General features: G+C 59.7%; 13 protein-coding genes and 2 pseudogenes. 8 read left to right on the top strand and 7 right to left on the bottom strand.

The genetic code is table 11. The annotated features are described in order from the left end of the window. Entirely contained in the window at window positions 1-969 is a 969-nt protein-coding gene (locus AC13EY_RS00810; protein ID WP_228245014.1) for an alpha-E domain-containing protein, read from the top strand. 48 nt (window positions 970-1,017) lie between these two features. On the opposite strand, the gene AC13EY_RS00805 is transcribed toward AC13EY_RS00810, so the two are convergent. Next, window positions 1,018-1,395, bottom strand: a complete 378-nt coding sequence (locus AC13EY_RS00805; RefSeq protein WP_228245015.1) for a YkgJ family cysteine cluster protein — start codon at window positions 1,393-1,395, stop codon at window positions 1,018-1,020. 205 nt (window positions 1,396-1,600) lie between these two features. On the opposite strand from AC13EY_RS00805, the gene AC13EY_RS00800 reads away from it, so the two are divergent. The 3 genes from AC13EY_RS00800 (at window position 1,601) to AC13EY_RS00790 (ending at window position 6,119) form a co-directional block, all read left to right on the top strand. Beyond that, complete coding sequence (locus AC13EY_RS00800) at window positions 1,601-2,818, top strand: serine hydrolase domain-containing protein (RefSeq protein ID WP_228245016.1); 1,218 nt, start codon at window positions 1,601-1,603, stop codon at window positions 2,816-2,818. Between the two features lie 435 nt (window positions 2,819-3,253). Further along, window positions 3,254-4,300 carry a DUF2817 domain-containing protein gene (locus tag AC13EY_RS00795; protein ID WP_228245017.1) on the top strand — a complete coding sequence of 349 codons (1,047 nt, stop codon included), beginning with the start codon at window positions 3,254-3,256 and terminating at the stop codon, window positions 4,298-4,300. Between the two features lie 73 nt (window positions 4,301-4,373). Beyond that, window positions 4,374-6,119, top strand: a complete 1,746-nt coding sequence (locus tag AC13EY_RS00790) for an alkaline phosphatase D family protein (RefSeq protein WP_228245018.1) — start codon at window positions 4,374-4,376, stop codon at window positions 6,117-6,119. 3 nt (window positions 6,120-6,122) lie between these two features. Here the strand turns inward: AC13EY_RS00790 and arfB are convergent, their stop codons facing one another. The 3 genes from arfB to AC13EY_RS00775 form a co-directional block, all read right to left on the bottom strand. Then, window positions 6,123-6,536, bottom strand: a complete 414-nt coding sequence (arfB, locus tag AC13EY_RS00785) for an alternative ribosome rescue aminoacyl-tRNA hydrolase ArfB (protein ID WP_228245019.1) — start codon at window positions 6,534-6,536, stop codon at window positions 6,123-6,125. Window positions 6,537-6,633: 97 nt separating this feature from the next. Further along, window positions 6,634-7,344, bottom strand: coding sequence for a type 1 glutamine amidotransferase (locus AC13EY_RS00780; protein WP_228245020.1), 711 nt, complete (start codon window positions 7,342-7,344; stop codon window positions 6,634-6,636). Window positions 7,345-7,358: 14 nt separating this feature from the next. Then, complete coding sequence (locus tag AC13EY_RS00775) at window positions 7,359-8,393, bottom strand: Lnb N-terminal periplasmic domain-containing protein (protein ID WP_228245021.1); 1,035 nt, start codon at window positions 8,391-8,393, stop codon at window positions 7,359-7,361. A 122-nt stretch (window positions 8,394-8,515) separates the two neighbouring features. Here AC13EY_RS00775 and AC13EY_RS00770 point away from each other — a divergent pair, with 122 nt between their 5' ends. The 4 genes and pseudogenes from AC13EY_RS00770 (at window position 8,516) to AC13EY_RS00755 (ending at window position 12,942) form a co-directional block, all read left to right on the top strand. After that, entirely contained in the window at window positions 8,516-9,490 is a 975-nt protein-coding gene (locus tag AC13EY_RS00770; RefSeq protein WP_482876181.1) for a hypothetical protein, read from the top strand. An 81-nt stretch (window positions 9,491-9,571) separates the two neighbouring features. Continuing rightward, window positions 9,572-11,374, top strand: a complete 1,803-nt coding sequence (locus AC13EY_RS00765; protein WP_228245023.1) for a PAS domain S-box protein — start codon at window positions 9,572-9,574, stop codon at window positions 11,372-11,374. Then, window positions 11,314-11,565 (top strand): PAS domain-containing protein, encoded by a 252-nt coding sequence (locus tag AC13EY_RS00760; RefSeq protein WP_482890388.1) that lies wholly within the window; start codon window positions 11,314-11,316, stop codon window positions 11,563-11,565. Before AC13EY_RS00765 ends, AC13EY_RS00760 begins: the two co-directional genes overlap by 61 nt. A gap of 51 nt (window positions 11,566-11,616) precedes the next feature. Beyond that, a pseudogene (locus AC13EY_RS00755) lies at window positions 11,617-12,942 on the top strand (putative bifunctional diguanylate cyclase/phosphodiesterase). A 78-nt stretch (window positions 12,943-13,020) separates the two neighbouring features. Here AC13EY_RS00755 and AC13EY_RS00750 read toward each other — a convergent pair. The 3 genes and pseudogenes from AC13EY_RS00750 to AC13EY_RS00740 form a co-directional block, all read right to left on the bottom strand. Further along, a complete protein-coding gene (locus AC13EY_RS00750; RefSeq protein WP_228245024.1) occupies window positions 13,021-13,182 on the bottom strand; it encodes a hypothetical protein in 162 nt (53 codons plus the stop codon). A 104-nt stretch (window positions 13,183-13,286) separates the two neighbouring features. Further along, window positions 13,287-15,413, bottom strand: coding sequence for a TonB-dependent receptor family protein (locus AC13EY_RS00745; protein WP_228245025.1), 2,127 nt, complete (start codon window positions 15,411-15,413; stop codon window positions 13,287-13,289). Between the two features lie 118 nt (window positions 15,414-15,531). Beyond that, a pseudogene (locus AC13EY_RS00740) lies at window positions 15,532-16,112 on the bottom strand (IS5 family transposase); the annotation flags it as partial.

The following is a 16,112-nucleotide window of genomic DNA, read 5'->3' as shown; positions in this document are numbered from 1 at the left end:
ATGCTTTCACGAGTTGCCGAAAACGTTTACTGGATGGCCCGCTACCTCGAGCGCGCCGAAGATACCGCTCGCCTGCTGAGTGTGAACAGCCACCTGTTGCTGGACCTGCCGCGCGCAACCAAGCTCGGCTGGTCCGAAATCATCGCCATTACCGGCAATGACGAATTGTTCGACGAGTTCTACCCCACCCGTGACGAAGCCAGCGTGCTGTCGTTCATGTGTGGCGACCGTCGCTACCCCGGCTCGATCCTCAGCTCGCTGGCCGCCGCGCGGGAGAACCTGCGCACCACCCGCGACGTCATCCCGCGGGAGATTTGGGAAGAGGTCAACCAGCTGTACCTGAGCGTTAAGGAGCAGGTTGGCTCAGGTATCACTCCGCGCCGGCGCGATGCATTTTTGGGCCGGGTAATCCGCAGCTGTCAGACCGTCAACGGTCTCATTGAAGGTACGCTCAGCTATACGCCGGTGCGCTCCTTTCTGATCGTCGGACGACAGCTCGAACGGGCAGATATGACCACCCGCATCATTGATGTGCGCTCGGCCAATCTGCTGCCGCGCAGCGCAGAAGACCTCAAGCCCTTCGAGACCTTGCAGTGGATGAGTGTGCTCAAGTCACTGACTGGCTACCAGATGTACCGCCAGCATGTACGCCTGCGTATCCGCGGGCCGGACGTGCTCAGTTTTCTACTGCAGGACCGGCTATTCCCGCGCAGCGTCGCCTGCTGCATGGACCGTCTGGCAGAAGCACTGCAAGGTTTGCCACGTCATGAACTGGCACTGAAGGAAGTCGAAACCTGCCGGCAGGACCTGAGCAAGCCGGACGTAACGCTGCTGGCTGCAGAACCGGATCAGTTGCACGCCTTTGTCGATGAAATCCAGATCGATTTCGACGACCTGCACGCGGCAATCAGCCAGACCTACTTTGCCCAGCAGGAACTCAATCAGAGCCAGAGTCAGAGCGCGAGCTGAGGCCCCCCGCTGCCGAGAGCTCAACACCTCGGCGGCGGGACACCTCAATCAGGCAGCTACGATCGGGATCAGGCGCGGGCGGGTCGGATTGGACGGCAGCGGGGGCAAGCCGTGAGCGGCTCTGGCGCGCTGACAGTCCGGGCTGTCCAGCCCGTTTTCACCGTGAAAGGGGAAGTCACGGCAAGGACTCGGGCGTTTCTCGTAGATACTGCAGCGAACGCCCTCACCGACCGTTCCCATCAGACCCACACAACGCGGCTGGGGCTGATTGGTGCCCTGCATGCAGGCACGGTGCGGTGTTATCTGTTCAGTAAGCTGGGTGGGTACGTCACCCCCTGGGGCACTGTCAGTTTCTCCCCAGTAAAAAGACACCCTGAATGTGGCGCAACAGGCACCGCAGTTCAGACAGGGCGAATGGTCGCTCATTTCATCGCAATCCTCATGCTGCTCCGGAGCGCGTTTTTTACTCCGCGCCGCGTCGCCGCACAAGAGCCCGGAGATAGCGCCCCGAACTTTATTTTGTAACCACCATCACGACGCTGGATGGCAGACCATTTGGCCGCCGCAGCGCTTTCTGCTTCGCCGCCGGACAGGCTACTATCGACGGCTCACGAACAAGACGGATAGATCCATGGCAAACAGCAACTGCATCGCCGGCGTTGACCTGGAACGGCTCTCGCGCATCGGCACTCACCTGCAATCGGCCTATATTGACGCAGGCAAGCTGCCCGGCGCTCTGACTCTGGTGGCGCGCCGTGGCCAGGTTGTCTATTGCGAAGCACAAGGGCTGAGAGACGTAGAGCGCGGCCTGCCGGTCGAGCGCGATACGCTGTTCCGCATCTACTCGATGACCAAGCCGGTCACCTCTGTTGCCCTGATGCAGCTGTACGAACAAGGTCGCTTTCTGCTGGATGACCCGGTCCACAAGTACATCCCCAGCTGGAGCAACCTGCGCGTCTACAAGACCGGCAGCCATCCGCACATTCTGACCACGCCCTGCGAGCGCCCCATGACCATCCGTGACCTGCTGACCCACCAGTCCGGTCTGACCTATGGCTTCATGAATCGCACCAACGTCGACGCCGCCTACCGGGCGCTCAAACTCGATGGCGGCCCCGGCCTGACCCTCGACCGTCTGATCGACGAACTGTCACGACTGCCGCTTGAGTTCTCGCCCGGCACCGCCTGGAACTACTCGGTGGCGACAGACGTCTGCGGTTATCTGGTGCAAGTACTGTCGGGCTTGAGTCTGGACGACTACTTCAAGCGCCATATCTTCGACCCGCTGGAGATGACCGACACCTTCTTCACCGTCCCGGCCGACCGCATCCCACGCTTCGCCGCCTGCTATCAGTTCCAGCCCGGCGGCAGCTTCAGCCTGCAGGACGATCCGCAGGACTCCAGTTTCACCAAAGCCCACGGCTTTCTCTCCGGCGGCGGCGGCCTGGTCTCGACCATCGACGACTACTACCGCTTTGCCCAGGCACTGGCCAACGGCGGCGAACTGAACGGTGCCCGTATCATCGGCCGCAAGACGCTCGAGTTCATGCGCATGAACCACCTGCCCGGCAACCAGGACCTGCCCGGGGTATCCGTCGGTTCCTTCAGCGAAACACCCTACGAGGGCAGCGGATTCGGCCTCGGCTTCTCGGTCAAGATCGACGTCGCCAAGTCGCAGACCAACGGCTCGGTTGGCGAATACGGCTGGGGCGGCATGGCCAGCACCAACTTCTTCGTTGATCCGGTTGAGGATCTGTTGATGGTGTTTATGACCCAGCTGATTCCGTCGTCGAGTTATCCGGTGCGGCAGGAGTTGCGGGCGATCATCAATGGCGCGTTGGTGGATTGAGGTTTGCAGGCTGCTTTGCCGTATGGCACCGGCGCCGCTGGATAGTCTCAACCCATTGCAGTTCGTCGTTAAGGCTGATTGCCAAGCTGGCAGGTGATTCGTTTTTCGCCTTCACGGCGAGTCAGGGGAAATGCTTGCCCATTTCCCCTAACGACCCCTGGGGCACCCCGGCTGCGCGGCCCTTCGGGTTCGCTGCGTTGCTCGGGCCAGCGGGGGCCGGCAGAACTCGGCTCTTCGAGCCTCAAACAGGCTGCCGTCCTCTGTCCCGCCGGCCCTGCGCTACTCGCCCACGCAAACGGGGACTTCTAGTCCGCGCTACGACATAGGTTTGCGTAGGGGCGCGGCATGCCGCGCCCGACTCACACGAACACCAATCCGTCACCCAATCGTCACACTCCCCTGCCACCATCGGGCTATCCCACGCCCGAGTGCATCATGAGCGACGCGCAACACCTGATTCAACGTCACCTCCCAGAGCACACCCAGCTCGAAGCCTTGTTGCATCAGGCGGCACGTCATCTGCGCGTTACCACCCCACTCAAGGTGCCTGTCAACGGTCTGGATATCCCAATCCGGGTGATTGAACTCGGCAGCCGCTCACCGCAGGCGCCGGTTATCGGCTTTTTTGGCGGCGTACACGGGGTTGAACGGATCGGCACGCAGGTGCTCATTTCCTGGCTGCACAGTCTGGTCAACCGGCTGGACTGGGACGATCAGCTGCGCGAGCAGCTTGAGCGCGTGCGGCTGCTGTTCATGCCGATGATCAACCCCGGCGGGATCTGGCATCACCGGCGCAGCAACCTCAATGGGGTGGATTTGATGCGTAACGCGCCAGTGGATGCGATGGGGCCGGTACCCTGGCTGGTAAGCGGGCATCGCATCAGCAGACGTCTGCCGTGGTATCGCGGCAAACTGGGCGCCCCGATGGAAGCCGAGTCGGCGGCGGTGGTCAGCGTCGTGCAGCAACGGTTGCTGTCAGCCCCCTTCGCAATGAGTGTCGACTGCCACAGCGGCTTCGGTCGCCGCGACCGGCTCTGGTGCAGTTACGCACGCAGCCACAAGCCGATTAAGCACATCGCCGAGGTGCTGAGCCTCAAGCAGCTGTTCGAGCAGACCTACCCGCACCACCACCCGTATATCATCGAGCCGCAGTCGATCAACTACACGACCCACGGCGACCTCTGGGACTACCTCTACGACCACGGTCTGGAACACCACCCACAAAACCTGTTCCTGCCCTTTACCCTGGAAATGGGCTCCTGGCTGTGGGTGCGCAAGAATCCCCGGCAGATGTTCGACTACTTCGGCTACTTCAACCCGGTCATCAGCCATCGAAAACGCCGGGTCCTGCGCCAGCATCTGCCACTATTCGAGTTTCTTACCAACGCCACCCGCTGCTGGCAAAACTGGATTCCAGCTGCTCGGAACCGCGATCTGCTCACCCGGCAGGCAATCGACCTGTGGTTTGTCGACAAGCCTTAACCAACCCGTCGTCAGCCTGTCACACCACACTGCCACCCTTCTGCCCCAGCCCAAACATCATCAGGAGCAGGAAATGAGCGGACTCAACCGGCGTGATTTTCTTCGTGCATCAGCGCTCGCTGTCGGCACCATCGTGGTATCCAGCGGCCTTCAAGGCTGCCTTTCCAGCAGTTCTTCAGACGACGCTGCTCGCGAGCTGAGCTTCAATCACGGCGTAGCCAGCGGGGACCCGCTCGCTGACCGCGTCATCATCTGGACCCGTGTGACTCCGCTCGATGGCCGCAGCGCCGACATCAGTGTCGGCTGGGAAATAGCGACTGACGCGGCATTCACCGACCTGGTTCACAGCGGCACAGCAACCACCGGCGCTGCGCGGGATTACACCCTGAAGGTCGATGCGCAGAACCTGTTGCCGGGTACCACCTACTACTACCGGTTCAAGGCTGCTGATGTAATCTCGCCGGTCGGCCGAATGAAAACCCTGCCGGCAGGCAGCATCGATCAGGTGCGCTTCGCGGTAATGTCCTGCTCCAACTACCCGGCCGGTTATTTCCATGTCTACGCCGCGGCAGCAGCAGAGTCAGAGCTGGACGCAGTCATTCACCTCGGCGATTACATTTACGAGTACGGCAACGGCGGCTACGCCACCGAAGACGCCGCAGCCCTTGGCCGCTTGCTGCCCGACAACAACGCTGGCGAAATCCTCACGCTGACCGACTATCGTCGCCGTTATGCGCTGTATCGCACCGACACCGACTTGCAGTCGCTGCACGCCGCTGCGCCCTTTATCGCCGTGTGGGATGACCATGAAGTGGCCAATGATACCTGGCGTGACGGCGCAGAAAACCACAACGAGGGAGAAGGCGACTTTACCGCCCGCAAGCTGGCGGCCCTACAGGCTTATTTTGAATGGATGCCGGTGCGCCCTGCTTCGGCTAACGACGAGGAAACCATCTATCGCCGCTTCGACTTCGGCGACCTGGTCAGTCTGCATATGCTGGACACCCGGATAATCGGCCGCGATGAGCAACTGGACTACGCCAACTACATCGGCGCCAGCGGGTTTGACGCAACGGCTTTTGCAGCCGATGTCAGCGACAGCAACCGCACCCTGCTCGGCCAGACACAGCTGAACTGGCTGCAGACCCAGCTCGCGACCTCGACTGCCATCTGGCAGGTGCTGGGCCAACAGATCCTCATGGGCCGCATGCTGCTGCCGGCGGAGATGCTGACCGCGCTGCAGAGCCCGGGTTCAGGTGACCTGACCACGATGCTCACCGAGTTGGTAACCATCAAACTGCGTCGGCAGGCCGGCGATCCGACTCTGACCTCTGAAGAAATAGCGCGTATCGAGACCGTTATCCCGTACAACCTCGATGCCTGGGATGGCTATGCCTATGAGCGGGAAGTATTGCTGGGCACCGCACGCGGTCTGAACCAGAACCTGATTGTGTTGGCGGGCGACACCCACAATGCCTGGGCCAACAATCTGGCCACCCTCAGCGGCGATGCCGTCGGTGTGGAATTTGCCACCGCCTCAGTCAGCTCGCCCGGGCTCGAGGAGTATCTGGGTCTGAGCGATGCCGAAGTGCCGGGCGCCGAACAGGCGATCACGACGCTGGTCGACGGTCTGGAATACCTGAATGCCAATCAGCGCGGATATCTGGTCGTCACCTTCACCACCAATGATGCAGTCGCAGACTGGCGCTTCGTGGATACAGTGAAGTCGTCAACCTGGAACCTGGACACTAGCCGGGCCAAAAGCCTGCGCACCTTGCCAGGCGCTGCAAACCGGGTTCTGGTGCCGACGCTCAGCTGAAAATCAGATGTCGACCCTGCCGCGCAGCTGCTTGGTCTGACCGCGCTTGACCTTGCCTTCCACCCGTTTGACCTGCGAACTGCGGGTCGGACGGGTCGGGCGGCGCTTCTTCTGCACTACGCCGGCAGCCAGAATCAGCTCGCGCAGCCGGTTGATGGCGTCTTCGCGGTTCATTTCCTGGGTACGGAATTGCTGAGCCTTGATGATGATCACGCCATCACCGGTAATGCGCGAGTCACGCAGCGCCAGCAAGCGCTCCTTGTAGAACAGCGGCAGGCTCGAGTTATTGATGTCGAAGCGCAGATGGATCGCGCTGGACACCTTGTTGACGTTCTGACCGCCCGCGCCCTGTGCGCGCACAGCGGTCATCTCGACTTCCCAGTCGCCGAGCTGAACCTGGTTGGAGATATAAATCATGACGCCACCGTTGGTGTATGAGCTGAAACACCGGCGCTCCCGCGCAGATGTCAACCCGCGCAGCATACGCCGATGCTGCGCGACAGGCAAAACCCTATCAACCGCGGGCTTGCTGAACGAAGTTGATAATCCAGTCGAACATCAGGTCGCTGTCCACAGCAGCGTGCAGAGACGCCTTGCCGGCGCGTACCCGAGCGGGCGGTATTGACGCCGTGCGCATATCCATCAAGGCCTCGGAATAGGCTTTTTCGAACTCCGGATGGCCTTGAACACTGAGAAAGTGATCGCCGTACTGCAACAGGTAATTCGGGCAGAAATCACTGCCGGCGATAACTTGCGCATGGGGCGGCAACTCAACGACCTGGTCCTGATGACTGACGATCAGATCGATCTTGTCCTGTATCGGCTGCATCCATGGCTTGGGCTCATGGATCTGGTTAAAGGACACGCCAACGCCCCAGCCACGCTCAGACTTGCGAACCTCGCCCCCCATTGCCGTGGCCATAACCTGATGCCCGAAGCAGACCCCGATCAGCGGTTTGCGCTCGCTCCACAGAGTGGCGATAAAACCTTCAAGTGAGCGAATCCAGTCCAGCTGCTCGTAGACGCCATGCTTGCTGCCGCTGATCACATACAGATCGCACTCATGCGGATCGCCGGGCAACTCACCCTTGTGGGCCGGGTAGATACGGTAGTCCATCTGCGGCAGACGCTTGCGCAGTGCCAGTTCGAACATCTCCGGGTAGTTTCCGTGCGCGGGCAGCAGGAGCTCGTTCACATCATCACACTGCAACAGACCTACTTTCATGCTAATTCCTTCCATCAAAACGGCGCCGTCACGCCAGCAGCTTGATCATGGCGTCCTGCCTTGTACTCATCCTCACAGCCCGGCACGCCCTTGCGGATGCAGGCTGAGAAATCCTCGTCTCCAGTCACCGCCCTTGCCCGTTCTGTTATTCGCCCGAGCCGCTTTAACTCGGCCAGCGAATAACCTGGCTGCAGGCCACCCTGGTGGTATACGTAGTTGTCCAGAAAACCGCTGAGCAGCAAGCGGATATCCGAACGCAGATCAGGACGAATGCGTTGCATCAGCCGGAAGACAACGTTGGTGCAGTTGGCGTGCAGCGTGTGATAGAAGCGCGGCGACACCGCCAGCCGATTGGCAACCTCGACGTAGCCCAGCAGCAACGCGCGGCCGGCGGCAGGTGTCAATCGGGTGCGATACAGGTACATATCCTCATCCCGGTGGTTGGTGCGTACCTTGACGATATCCTGCTCTTCACTGGCGACGATGTTGAGTTCGAAGTGTTTGAAGAAGCCTGCAATCGCCGAGTAATCACCACCGCGGGCGCGGCGAATTTCGACCGACCAGGTCGAATATCGGCCATCGGCAAACCCGAAGGAAACCAGCATATGCGCGATTGAGCGATGGCCCCAGAATGACAGAAACATGTCTACCGATTGCAGCGTCGAAAGCGCGTATTCACGACTCTGCCAGCGGATATCGTAATCGTCGGCACTGCGCCACTCGAAGCAACGCACCCGCTGCAATCGCAGAACGTCCCCGTCGACAGTCCCAGTGGTTGTATAGGCCATATCGTCGGCCCAGTCACAGTTGCCTTTGGGCAGCACGCCTCGCCACCACAGCAGCAAGGGGCCAAAAGCAGCCAGGAAGCACAGCAGCGCGTCAATGGCCTCGCCGCGTGAGGTCAGACTGAGTACCAGCGTCATGACCAGCACCCAGCAACCGAGTGGCACATATCGTAACCACAGACGTCGCGGGCGATGGAACCACAGCGCGGGGATCGCCCAAAGCGATACCAGCACTACCATCAAAGCCTGCACTGTCTCCAGCATGACGCCTCCCCAACGGATCGCCGTTGAATACAGCGCCCTACAGGAGCGAAGTCTACACCCTTGGCGCCCCGGTGCCATCTGCCTTAGTGGCTATACTGCAGCCAGGGGAAAGGAGAAACAGCATGGGCAGACAGATCTTTGCATTGATGTTGCTGTTAACCGCCGGCGTGACCGGCGCAGACGAAACGAATGATTCCGATCTCTCCCCTTGGGCGATCGATACCATTACCCCGATCCACGACAGCGTGACGCGCTGGGTCGACAACACCGCCCGCAACATCGACGGTTTTTTTGGCACCATCGACAGCGACAGCGTCGACAACGAGTCCTACCTGCGCCTGAGTACTGACTTCGACTGGTCCGAATCCGAAGAGTTTGATATCGACCCCGGCATCCGCTTCAAACTCGATGTACCAACCACAGAAGAGCGGCTGCGGCTGATTATCGAGAGTGATCCCGAGGAGAGCCGAGGCACCCTTGAAGAACAAGGCGCCGAACGGCTGCGTAATGACACCGATGGCCTTGGCGATACCGTCGCTGGCCTGAGCAGACTGGGCAGCCGCGACAAACGCGAAGGCTGGCAAACCCGTGTTGGCGCGGGGGTAAAACTGCACTGGCCGGTCAATCCGTACCTGCGCTACAGCGCTGAGCGGCTCTGGCAACTGGGCGACAGCCCGTGGCAACTATCCAGCTACAATCGCGCCTCCTGGTTCGAGCATGACGGCTACTCTGCTCGCTCGCGCTGGGACGTTGGCCGACCACTGGACAGCACACGCCACCTGCGCTTTGTCAGCCAGCTGCAATGGCAGGAGGATTACGACCAACTTGAATTCTCGCAGAGTGCGCAACTCAACAAGGTATTGGGCAAACGCAGTGCCATTCGCTACTCGGCGGTCATAGTCGGCGGCAGCTCCTCAAACCCAAGGGTCAACGACTATTACCTGCAGGCCGACTATCGGCGCGATATCCATCGCCAGTACATCTTTTGGGATGTTATTCCAGCGCTGCACTTTCCCCGCGAAGCCGACTTCAAGCCGCGCTGGGCCATCAGTGTGCGACTGGAAATGTTGTTCAGGGCGCAACTGACGCGCGAGTGAGATGCAGGATTACGGGCATAACCTATACTGACCCGGTGATCGTAAAAAGCTTTACTCACGAGCATCAGGGATGAAGATACGATGCCGATCCGCATGGACCAGGGTAAAAACGTACTTCGGTACTTTTTCCTTATCTGGTTGCCACTGACCCTACTGACCGTCATCGTGACCAGTGCCTTGATGCACAACCAGCGCCAGATGGCGCGGGCCACCGCGGCGATAGAGCAGCGGGCACAGGTAGAGTCCGCACAGAGTCTGCTGAGTAGGCGGTTGTCCCGCATTCAGGCCGACGCCCTTTTCCTCGCCGGCCAGCTCGCCTTGATGCAATCGGACGAACAGGCAACGTCAACTTTTGAGACCTTCCAGCGATACCACCCACAGTACTACCAGATCCGCCTGCTGGACCTGAACGGACACGAACACATACGCGTGGAGCTGACCGACGGGCAGCCTTTGGCTCTGCCGTCGACACGCCTGCAGGACAAAAGTCAACGCTACTATGTTCAGCTCGGTCTGCAGCAGCCAGTGGGCAGCGTTTACTTTTCGCCGCTTGAGCTGAATGTTGAACATGGCGAGATCGAGCGCCCATTCCACCCGACCATTCGCGTCGTCACCCCCGTTGCCGATGCCAATGGACACCCCGGGTTCCTGTTGGTCATCAACTACCGCGGGCAGTATCTGCTCGACGCGTTAGCCTCGCTGGACAAGCCGAACAAGAGTGCCCTGTGGCTGGTGAACGCCAACGGTTACTGGCTAAAGGCAAGCGATCCCGCAATAACATGGGGGTTCATGCTGCCGGAACGTAGTAGCGCCAACCTGTCACAGCAGCACGTGTCCCTGTGGAGCCAGAAGATACGGGAAGACAACGATGGCAGTGCCGTGTCCGACGATGCCATGTACCGCTTCGTCAGCGTCGACTTCGACCCCCGCAACGATATCCCCCTGAGTCAGTCGCTAGGCAAGCTGTACATCGTCTCCGAGCTCGCTAATAAACAGCTATTGGGCACCAGCCAGAACGCCGGCCGGATTTTCTGGCAGGCTGCAGCCCTCGTCATCCTCTTGTTCGCCATGCTCTCGCTGCTGCTGGCCCGTGCCATCGCCCAGCGCCGAGCCACTGAACAAAGTATGGCAAGTAATGAAGAGATGTTTCGCGCGATGATTGAAGCGGCACCGGATGCCATCATCATCACCGATACCGACGGCAATATCACCCTGGCAAACGAGCAGACTACTGTCATGTTCGACTATGCGGAGCAGGAACTGGTTGGCCAGAAAGTGGAAGTGCTTATTCCGACAAACCTTGCCGAGCGCCACGTACAGCACCGCAGTGGCTACATGATGGAGCCCAAATCCCGTCCGATGGGCCTGGGGCTCAGTTTGCATGCACGACGTAAGGATGGAAGCCATTTGCCCGTTGAAATCAGCCTGAGCTCTATTCAAACAGCCGATAGCAAGCTGGTTTTCTGCGCCATTCGGGACGCTACCGAACGCCGCACCACCGAACGCAAGATCCGCCAGCTTAACGAAAGCCTGGCCCAACAGAACAACGAACTGCAGGCCGTTAACAGTGAACTGGAAGCTTTCAGCTACTCGGTATCCCACGACTTACGCGCGCCACTCAGGGCGATAGACGGTTCTAGCAAGATCCTCCAAAGTAGCCTTGAAGGCAAACTCGACGCCCAGGAAACCGACTACTTCAATCGGATCCGCAAGGCTGCGCAGAACATGAGCCGCCTGATCGATGACCTTCTGATGCTGGCCCGAGTAACGCGCGCCGAGGTCAAGCTTGCCAGCCTCGAACTGGCCGCGACATTACCGAGCGCGTGCTCGCCGAAGAGGACCGCTCCCGCCTTAACGCCATTCTTGAAGCGACCACTGACATAGTTGCCGTAGCCGATGCCAGTGGCGAGGTGCTCTATCTCAACAAGGCTGGCCACGCGCTGCTGGCCAGATCGCTGAGCCTGCCTGACGTCGCGACCGGTGAAGCAAAAACTCACAATGCCCTTAACGCAGCAAAAGTACTGATTCGTGGAGCCCTCGCCCAGGCCGAAAAGCACGGAGTCTGGGAACGCTAGTCAGTGCTTCAGGATAGTGCCGGGCAACAGATTTACCTGCACCAGGTTGTCATGTCGCATCGTGAGCAGAACGGGCGTATTGCCTACTACTCGACCATCGCCCGCAATATCAGCGAGCGTAAGCAATTCGAGGCTCAACTTCAGCATCAGGCGACACATGACTTGCTGACCGGGCTGGCCAACCGGGTTCTGCTGGCCGAACAGTTGCAAACGGAAATCCAGCGCTCAGCACGGCTCAATCACCTCACAGCTGTCATCTTTCTGGACATGGACAACTTCAAGCGGGTCAACGATAGTCTTGGCCACAGCATCGGTGATCAACTCCTGCAGCAGGTAGGTGTTCGGCTTGGCCGGCACATTCGGTCAAACGATATTCTTGCCCGCTATGGTGGTGATGAGTTTGTCATCGTAGCTAACGACCTGAACGACGCAGACACCATCACCAGCATACTCGACAAGGTAAAAAGGGCTTTTAAACAGCCGGTACATATTGCCCGTCAGGATATCTTCGTCAGCTTCAGCGCCGGTATTGCGGTCTATCCGGACGATGGCGATGACGTCGAAACCCTGCTGCGCAATGCCGACTCCGCGATGTATCAAAGCAAGGCGCTCGGTGGACGCTCTTTCCGCTTTTATGCACCAGCCATGAACGAGCGCCAGCAACGGCTGCTGGCACTGGAGTCAGAGCTCCACCGGGCACTGGAACGTAACGAGTTTGTACTGCACTACCAACCCCAGGCTGATCTCGAATGCGGAAAGGTAACCGGTGTTGAAGCCCTGATTCGCTGGCATCACCCCAGACACGGACTGGTTGCACCGAATGATTTCATTCCCTTGCTGGAAGAAACCGGGCTGATCGACGACGTTGGTCTGTGGGTTCTGCGCCAGGCCTGCCAGGACATGCTCCGCCTTGCAGCAGAGCTCGGACAGGCGCCACGGGTGTCGGTCAACCTGTCAGCGCGCCAGTTTTCCTCTCAGCGCCTTGCCGAGCAGGTAGCGGCGGTGCTGCGCGATACCGGGCTGCCGGCAGAGCAACTCGAGCTGGAAATCACTGAACAGATGCTGATCAATGACCTTGAGTCTTCCCGCTCCACACTCGGGGCGCTCAGGGATCTTGGCGTTACTGTAGCCATTGACGACTTTGGTACAGGCTACTGCTCGCTGGCCTACCTCAAACGTCTGCCACTGCATGTCTTGAAGATAGACCGCACCTTCGTATCGGGGCTGCCGGATGACCTCAACGATCTTGCTATTGTCGAAGCCATCACCCTGATTGCCCACAAGCTGGACCTGTAGGTCATCGCCGAGGGCGTAGAGACAGCGGCGCAGCTAGAAACTCTGCGCGCGCTGGGCTGTGACATGGTACAGGGCTACTAGCTGAGCAAACCCGTGCCTCTGGACAGGCTGGAAAGTGCCGCTGCACTGACCGTCTGAGCTAGCCTCGGTAGCTCCCGCTTAGTCTTCTTCACGCAGCCGATAACAGAAATCGCCCGCATCCAGCTCATTGAGTTCCTCCCCCTCAAGCGGGCCTTCCCAACGGCTATGCGGCGGCTCAAGCTCAGGCAGCGCTGAATGCGGCAGGTTATTCTCTCCCGGGTGCTGTTGATCAAATGACATGGCGTACCTCCTGACAGAATCGACGTGTACCTGTTAATTCAGTCAAGCAAACCCTGCGTCAGGTTCCAGCTGACTTGATGAGCGGTCAACAGCTCACCCGGGAGTTACAGCCAACTCCAGGATAATCCTGTATAAACGCCAAAGCCCTCACCGGGCGTCAAACGCGCCGCTTCCATGCCGTTGTCGTTATACCCGGGCGTCACGGTTGCGGTGTAGTGCTCATCAGTCAGATTGCGCAGCTCCAGCCAGGTCTGCCAGTCGCCCTTGGGCGCATCGTATCCCAAGGTAGCGCCAAAAATCGTGTAGCTATCGGCATTCCAGGAGTTGGCGTAATCCACCGGCACCTTGGATGCAAACTGGGCATTTAGCCCTACGTAAACACCGACCGGATGCTGATAGCGCAGTTCTCCCTGGTAGACATGACGCGGCAGTCCCGGCAGCGCATTACTGCCAAAGGTGTCGTCGTTACGGTAGTGGAAATCACTGAAGGTATACGCCTGACGCAGCGCCAGCGCGCCCAGCTCATCGCCCTGCCACAGAGTGCTGGTCAATCCCGCCTCGATACCTTGGTGCACGGTCGCGCTGGCATTTGACTCGGCAAAGATGTTGGGCTCGATCTCGATGGTCAGCAGCTCGTGATTGACCCGCGAGTAGTACCAGGCCAGATCCCACAAACCGACGAGCGAATCTCCACGCGCACCCACTTCAAAGGTCGTCGCGGTCTGGTTATCCAGACTGACCGGTTCGCTCTGACGGTTGCTCCAGGGCTGGTTGCTGACCGGGAAGCGCGTCGGTGAGCCCCAGATCATCGACCACGGGTGCGGCGGCTCAACCGAACGGGACAAGTTGCCGTAGACCTCGCTACCGGACTCCAGCTGATAACGCAGCCCCAGACGCGGCGCGTAGTCCCAGGTGCCTTCGTTGAGCTTCTCATCGGTGTCCGGCCAGGTCACCTCGACCTCACGCTGGGTGTAGATCAGCGCCAGTCCGCTGCTCAACCACAGGCGTGGTGCCAGCTCCAATTCGTTGCTGACGTGCAATACGTTGTCCGAGCCCTGATGGGTGTACTCGCGCATCAGCGTACCGACCGGATAGATCGTGCCGCTGGCATCAAGCGGCTGGTACGCCGTTTCCTTAGCATCGCTGCTGGGCAGATTGGTCGTGGTGCGCCAGCCAACCGTAGTGTTCGAGTTCAAGCCAAACAGTTCGTGCTCACGCTTGTAGTTCAGCGTCGCGCTGACGTCGCTGTAATCCACCCGGATGCGGTACGGGCTTTCCATCAGGTCCATCGGGTAATGGTGATAGACCAGCCCCATCTCCAGCGTACTGACGTCATCCAGACGCAGGGTGGTCTTGTTTGCCAGCCAGGTACTGCCTGGCTGCTCGCGTTTGGCGTCGCGGGCAATGTTGGCCGGGTTGGCCTGGGTCGGGTCGTCGTCGATTTGCGACTGGGTCAGGCGGCCCGGCGTCTGGTGTTCGGTCTCGCGATAACGCAGGTAGAAACGGGTTTCCAGATCCGGTGTCAGTTGCAGGCCAACGTTGGCAACCACACCCTTGCCACTGCCGGCAGCATGATCCTGCTGACCGTCATAGTGCAGATCAGTCACGCCAATGTAGTAATCCAGATCACCGATCACCTGACCGGATGCGATGTGGCGCTTGAGGTAACCGTCGCTGCCAGCCTCCATGCGCAACTGCAGACGCGGCGCATCAAACCCGCTGCGGGTGATGTAATCAACCGCCCCGCCCAGTGCCAGCGCACCGCGCTCAAAACCGTTGGCACCGCGCAGCACCTCGGCGCGACTGAGCCACAGCGGTTCGAGCAGTTCATAGGGCGTACCGCCCGAGCCGGTCAGCGGCAGGCCATCGAGCAGAATATGGTTACCGGAGGCATGCGCACCCGGCCCACGGTTGATGCCCGAGCCGCGAATACTGATCTTCACACCTTCGTTACCTGGCGACTGGGCATATACGCCCGGCTGATAGGCCAGCACATCGGCCACGCCAGCCACCCGTCCCTGTTCAACCTGCTGCATATCGACCACATTAGTGCCGCCGGGCACCTCGCTCAGCGCTTCACGCGCTCTGGCAATCTCATCAAACGTCTCGCCGGTTACCGTCACGGCGTCCAGTTCGGTAACAGCTTGCGCCTGAGCAATTGCAGGAGAGCCCAGCAGGCAGGCCAGACACAGCGGCGCCAGACGCGCCGGCGGGGTTAACAGGTTGGACATGCAGCAACTCCAAGAACAGACAGGAAAAATGCGAACGGCGCATTTTACTGGTTTCCCCCGCGCGAACAACCAAGGCGCATCCAGCACACCCTGCCGGCTCGACAAAGATTAGGGCCTGTTAACACAACCTCAGTCCGTCAACGATCAGGGCAAAATTAACGAAGCCGATGAACATGACATCGAGCTTTTCAAAGCGGGAGAAAATTCTGCGAAATCCTTTCAAGCGCCGAAACAGACGCTCTACCTCATTTCGGCGCTTATAGATTTCTCGGTCATATTCCCAGGGATTGATGCGAGTCCTCAGCGGAGGAACCACTGGGATAAAGCCCAGGTCCAGCGCAAGCTGACGGGTTTCGTTGCCCTCGTAAGCGCGATCCATCAGCAGATGCAGCGGTCTTCCTTGCTCGCCCAGCTTGCGAAGCAGGTCGCGACCTGCCGGTGCGTCGTGTGCCTGCCCGGGTGACAGGGAGAACGCTATGGCTGTTCGATCATTCGCGGCAACCAGATGAATCTTGGTGTTCCAACCGCCTCGGGATTTTCCAATAGCTTGAGGGCCGTTTTTTTTCGAGCGCCAGTGCCATCGGGATGCACCTTGATGCTGGTGCTATCCAGGGACACCGCCTCGATCTTGATCCGGACAATTTGGGATTGCTGCAACTGGGCGAACACCCGATCCAACACACCCGACCTCGACCAGCG

It is taken from the genome of Halopseudomonas sp. L-58 (assembly GCF_056859475.1).
The sequence above is the reverse complement of the archived record's forward strand: the minus strand, read 5'-3'. Positions and strand labels throughout refer to the sequence as shown.

Coding starts and splice junctions, on each gene's coding strand:
- AC13EY_RS00800 (WP_228245016.1), top strand. CDS start 1,601: ATGGCAAACAGCAACTGCATCGCCGGCGTTGACCTGGAACGGCTCTCG.
- AC13EY_RS00770 (WP_482876181.1), top strand. CDS start 8,516: ATGGGCAGACAGATCTTTGCATTGATGTTGCTGTTAACCGCCGGCGTG.
- AC13EY_RS00775 (WP_228245021.1), bottom strand. CDS start 8,393: ATGCTGGAGACAGTGCAGGCTTTGATGGTAGTGCTGGTATCGCTTTGG.
- AC13EY_RS00795 (WP_228245017.1), top strand. CDS start 3,254: ATGAGCGACGCGCAACACCTGATTCAACGTCACCTCCCAGAGCACACC.
- AC13EY_RS00790 (WP_228245018.1), top strand. CDS start 4,374: ATGAGCGGACTCAACCGGCGTGATTTTCTTCGTGCATCAGCGCTCGCT.
- AC13EY_RS00750 (WP_228245024.1), bottom strand. CDS start 13,182: ATGTCATTTGATCAACAGCACCCGGGAGAGAATAACCTGCCGCATTCA.
- AC13EY_RS00805 (WP_228245015.1), bottom strand. CDS start 1,395: ATGAGCGACCATTCGCCCTGTCTGAACTGCGGTGCCTGTTGCGCCACA.
- AC13EY_RS00765 (WP_228245023.1), top strand. CDS start 9,572: ATGCCGATCCGCATGGACCAGGGTAAAAACGTACTTCGGTACTTTTTC.
- AC13EY_RS00745 (WP_228245025.1), bottom strand. CDS start 15,413: ATGTCCAACCTGTTAACCCCGCCGGCGCGTCTGGCGCCGCTGTGTCTG.
- AC13EY_RS00780 (WP_228245020.1), bottom strand. CDS start 7,344: ATGAAAGTAGGTCTGTTGCAGTGTGATGATGTGAACGAGCTCCTGCTG.
- AC13EY_RS00810 (WP_228245014.1), top strand. CDS start 1: ATGCTTTCACGAGTTGCCGAAAACGTTTACTGGATGGCCCGCTACCTC.
- arfB (WP_228245019.1), bottom strand. CDS start 6,536: ATGATTTATATCTCCAACCAGGTTCAGCTCGGCGACTGGGAAGTCGAG.